Genomic DNA, 3581 nt, shown 5'->3' on the forward strand with positions numbered 1-3581 from the left:
TATTGTGTAGAGGAAAGATAATAGAAAAAAATATGCGCATGGGGGAAGATGATGAGTAAATATAAATTACATATAGATAAAGAACAACTATGGAAAGGCTGCGTTTTAAATTCGATTGCCCATGCAATTAATGTAGCGCATTGTCCAGATTTCTCACATGAAAGTTCATGGGATGGATTTAACTATAGTATGCAAGATAGCCAAGGCGGACAAGGGACAATTACGTTTCATCCGAATTACACGATTGTATGTCTTCAAGATGTGAATAGCGAGAGAATTGATGAGTGGATTGATGCGAAAAATTATTTTGAAGGGGCATCTTCGGAAGTAATAGATATTGCGAAAGAAGAAGCACTTCAATACGTATTAGAAGAAGTAGAAGGCGAAACAGTTCCTTTTATTACAACTGCATTTTGGATTGAGGATAGCGGTGCGTATTCAATTGATTCATTTGAAGAGATGGAAGAGCACGGCGGATTCTTATTAGAAATTCCATTACTTGATACAGAATCAGCAATAGAAAGACTGGAAGAAGAGTATGAACTGACAGCGGAACAAATAGAGCTTTTACAACTTGTGTATGAGAAAAAAATCCAAAGTCCAAATGAGGAAATTAAGTTGTCTAAAGAAGAAATAGCAATGATTGGAACGGAAGATAGCGAAGGATTGGAAGTTAGTAAGGAGTCATTTGAAGAAATGAATATTACTTGGGAGTTGTAGGGGGGATAACATGTTTCCGATTGGTGATCAGCCGAAGATTATAAAAGACTTAGCAAGTATAGCTGGTGATTTAGAAGAAGTAGCGATTGAGGGGAAAACAAAAAATATAGAACGACTAGCATCTTTAAAAGTTAAAAAGTTATGGATGTTCACAGTAAATCAAAAGCAGTTTGATCATATTCTTACGTATGTTTGTCCCGATATATTATACGTTTACGAAATGAGGGTCGAGGATTTAAGTAGCCTTCAGAAATTGTCTAATTTACAACAGTTGTATATGTGCTGGAATACAAAAGCGAAGACGTTATGGGACATTGATTATAATAAAAAACTCAAATCCTTACTAATTGATGATTTTTCTAAGTTAGAAGATTTAAGTGCTTTAAGTAAGTGCACACAACTTAATACCTTCTATATGGGTGGTGGAATAAATACAGCGATGAAAGTACAAACTTTAAAACCACTCGCTGAATTACAGCAGTTGCAAAAGCTTACTTTGATGAATTTAAAGGTTAAAGATGATTCATTAGAACCGTTAATGCAATTGAAAAATTTAAAGGAGTTAAGCTTATCTAATCAATTTAAAGTGGAAGAGTATGCAAAACTCTCTGTAGCATTGCCATATACGGTATGTGAGTCTTTTAAACCTTACGTATATATGAACGATGCAATAGATGGGAAAAATATAATGGTGACTGGGAGAAGAAGGCCAGTCCTTAATTCAAAAACGGATACTGTGAAGATGCAAAAGTATGAAGAACGATTTAAAAAGTTACAAGAGGAATATAAAGCACTAGTAGAAAGTACAATGTGAAATTACATTGTACTTTCTACTAGTTTTTTCATATACATATCAACTTCGTGAAAGAATATGGGCTCTTTTTCCTCGGTATTCAGATGCACGGTGCAATGTAAATATTGCTGTAAGTAGCGATTAGCTTGTTCGTACTGTTTTAATTTGTAGAAAGAAAAACAGGTAAGAAGTAGAAACGCTTTTTCTCGTAATATTGGAACGACAGCTAGTACAGGAGTAATGGAATGCATATTTGTTTCCACTAAATTTTCATAAGATACCCACGTTTGAAACCAGTCGAAAATAGTAGAAAGGTAATTCGGAATTTCGATAGTTTCATGTGAAACATTATGCAATAACTGGTTCTGTTTGATATGCATAGGCTCTATTCTCGTTTGTAGAATGCAATCGAATATTGAAATGTTTTCTTTTAATTGTAATTGGTTTGTAATAAGCTGCGGTAGACCGATAGGGTGGACTCCTATATTTATATAGAAGTCATCTTCAAACTGGCTTTTTTGTATGTTAATGAGCTTATAAAATCCGTTTTCAGCTTTGAAAAATGTATGTCTTTTTTTCTTAAAGCCGAGTGGTTTTAAAGTGGCGTGTAAATTTGTAATGAAATCTCGATCCTTTTTAGAGCGAGACTTATTCTTCGTCATATTCATACGTAGTTAAGTTTTGTAAGAAACTTTCAAAGTTAGGTGCTAATTCAATAATTTCCTCAAACTCATTATCGATAAATATAACTGGGGGATTTTCAGCTACATTTCGATAGTCTAATGCAATCCATGTATGTCCATCACCAGATAAAAGTACGATATTCTCAGGCATTTCCCATTCTCGAATTAAATAGCGGCTCTCTAAAATACTAGATTCATTTTCATTAAAAGAAATACCATATAAACCAGATACATTAACGTGATCGTCTGCCCAAGAATTTGGCTTTGAAGTAGGGTGAACATCGAGACGAAGAGTTCCCCCATTTTGTTCTTTTAGAAGGGTTATATATGATTCTGGAAGCTTTACGTTCAGTACTTCTTCTGCTTTTTTGATTAGTTCATCGTTAATGGGTGCTAGTTTTAAATAGTCATCGTCTGCCCAAATTGTACTCTTCATATTCGGTCACCTCAAATAATAGTTTTAAGAATCTTATGTCATATATTATAGTTAGTTTAGATAACACGCAATAGAGGGAGGGACGGAGTATGGATGTGTATGAATACCTCGATCACGTAAATTCTAAAGAAGATTTATTAAAATTTCTTGTATACCTCCAAAAGGATTTTAAAGTGAATAAAGATGAATGGGAGAATGTAGAGGTAGAGACTTATTTAGAGGCATTAAATAGTTGGTTAGGTTCTTGTGAATCGGTTTATATAAATCAAGGAGAGAAGTTTCCAGAAAATATTTCATGGAAGTTTATTGCTCAAATGTTACTTGCGGCAGCTCATTATGAATAAAATTAGATTTTTAAAAGATAGAATGGAGAAGATATCATGATTAACCATAATAAAATTAAACAACTTTTAGCACATGTAGATCGTGCTGAGGATAATGAAATTGAGCTAGAGTATGAATCTGAACCTATGACGATAGAATTGTTTAATAGTGAAGAAATAGAAGAAGGGCAACTTGGTTATAGTTTTGATGAAGAAGGACAAAGCTTAGTCGGGAATGAAGAAGGAGATTGGAAAGAAGGATGGATTGTAATAGGGATAGATTCATATCTTGGAGACCCGATTTTTGTAGATAGTAATGATGAGAATTGTCCAGTTTATACAGCTATGCACGGTGAGGGAGAATGGGAGCTGGAATGTATAGCGGAACGTATAGAAGATATTATTGAGAAAGTGAAGGGGAATGTGGGGGAAATAAAATAGTATTTCAATGTGATTAAGAGGGAGGAAATGTAGTATATATTCACTAAAAAGGATGTATAAAAATGATTTTGATGCATCCTTTTTAGTGAATATATAAAATAATTAACTTAGTGTATTAAAGATATGATACATGATTATTTTAATATATTTAAAAGTAAAATGAAATAAGAAACGGATAATTGTCG

The 3581-nt window shown here is 33.4% G+C and carries 6 protein-coding genes; 4 read left to right on the forward strand and 2 right to left on the reverse strand.

The window, feature by feature from the left end:
- The first annotated feature begins 51 nt into the window (after nt 1–51).
- Together MR107_RS29435 and MR107_RS29440 are read left to right on the forward strand one after the other, a co-directional pair.
- Nucleotides 52–720 carry a hypothetical protein gene (locus tag MR107_RS29435; protein ID WP_075719750.1) on the forward strand — a complete coding sequence of 223 codons (669 nt, stop codon included), beginning with the start codon at nt 52–54 and terminating at the stop codon, nt 718–720.
- A 10-nt stretch (nt 721–730) separates the two neighbouring features.
- On the forward strand, nt 731–1534 hold the full coding sequence (locus MR107_RS29440) for a leucine-rich repeat domain-containing protein (protein ID WP_226368800.1): 804 nt from the start codon (nt 731–733) through the stop codon (nt 1532–1534).
- Between the two features lie 2 nt (nt 1535–1536).
- Here MR107_RS29440 and MR107_RS29445 read toward each other — a convergent pair whose 3' ends face one another.
- Nucleotides 1537–2175: a DUF4304 domain-containing protein gene (locus MR107_RS29445; protein WP_063246403.1), complete on the reverse strand. Its 639-nt coding sequence runs from the start codon at nt 2173–2175 to the stop codon at nt 1537–1539.
- Nucleotides 2162–2632 (reverse strand): SMI1/KNR4 family protein, encoded by a 471-nt coding sequence (locus tag MR107_RS29450; protein ID WP_002025033.1) that lies wholly within the window; start codon nt 2630–2632, stop codon nt 2162–2164. Before MR107_RS29450 ends, MR107_RS29445 begins: the two co-directional genes overlap by 14 nt.
- Before the next feature lie 89 nt (nt 2633–2721).
- Here MR107_RS29450 and MR107_RS29455 point away from each other — a divergent pair, with 89 nt between their 5' ends.
- Both MR107_RS29455 and MR107_RS29460 read left to right on the forward strand, forming a co-directional pair.
- Complete coding sequence (locus MR107_RS29455; RefSeq protein ID WP_000383680.1) at nt 2722–2976, forward strand: DUF7660 family protein; 255 nt, start codon at nt 2722–2724, stop codon at nt 2974–2976.
- Nucleotides 2977–3012: 36 nt separating this feature from the next.
- Complete coding sequence (locus MR107_RS29460) at nt 3013–3396, forward strand: hypothetical protein (RefSeq protein ID WP_000607083.1); 384 nt, start codon at nt 3013–3015, stop codon at nt 3394–3396.
- The last annotated feature ends 185 nt before the right edge of the window (nt 3397–3581 follow it).

The sequence above is a fragment of the Bacillus cereus group sp. BfR-BA-01441 genome (assembly GCF_022663075.1).
Taxonomy (GTDB): Bacteria; Bacillota; Bacilli; order Bacillales; family Bacillaceae_G; genus Bacillus_A; species Bacillus_A cereus.

Bases quoted from the DNA above. Each gene is read 5' to 3' on its own strand.
- MR107_RS29435 (WP_075719750.1), top strand. From the start codon at position 52: ATGAGTAAATATAAATTACATATAGATAAAGAACAACTATGGAAAGGC.
- MR107_RS29440 (WP_226368800.1), top strand. From the start codon at position 731: ATGTTTCCGATTGGTGATCAGCCGAAGATTATAAAAGACTTAGCAAGT.
- MR107_RS29445 (WP_063246403.1), bottom strand. From the start codon at position 2,175: ATGACGAAGAATAAGTCTCGCTCTAAAAAGGATCGAGATTTCATTACA.
- MR107_RS29450 (WP_002025033.1), bottom strand. From the start codon at position 2,632: ATGAAGAGTACAATTTGGGCAGACGATGACTATTTAAAACTAGCACCC.
- MR107_RS29455 (WP_000383680.1), top strand. From the start codon at position 2,722: ATGGATGTGTATGAATACCTCGATCACGTAAATTCTAAAGAAGATTTA.
- MR107_RS29460 (WP_000607083.1), top strand. From the start codon at position 3,013: ATGATTAACCATAATAAAATTAAACAACTTTTAGCACATGTAGATCGT.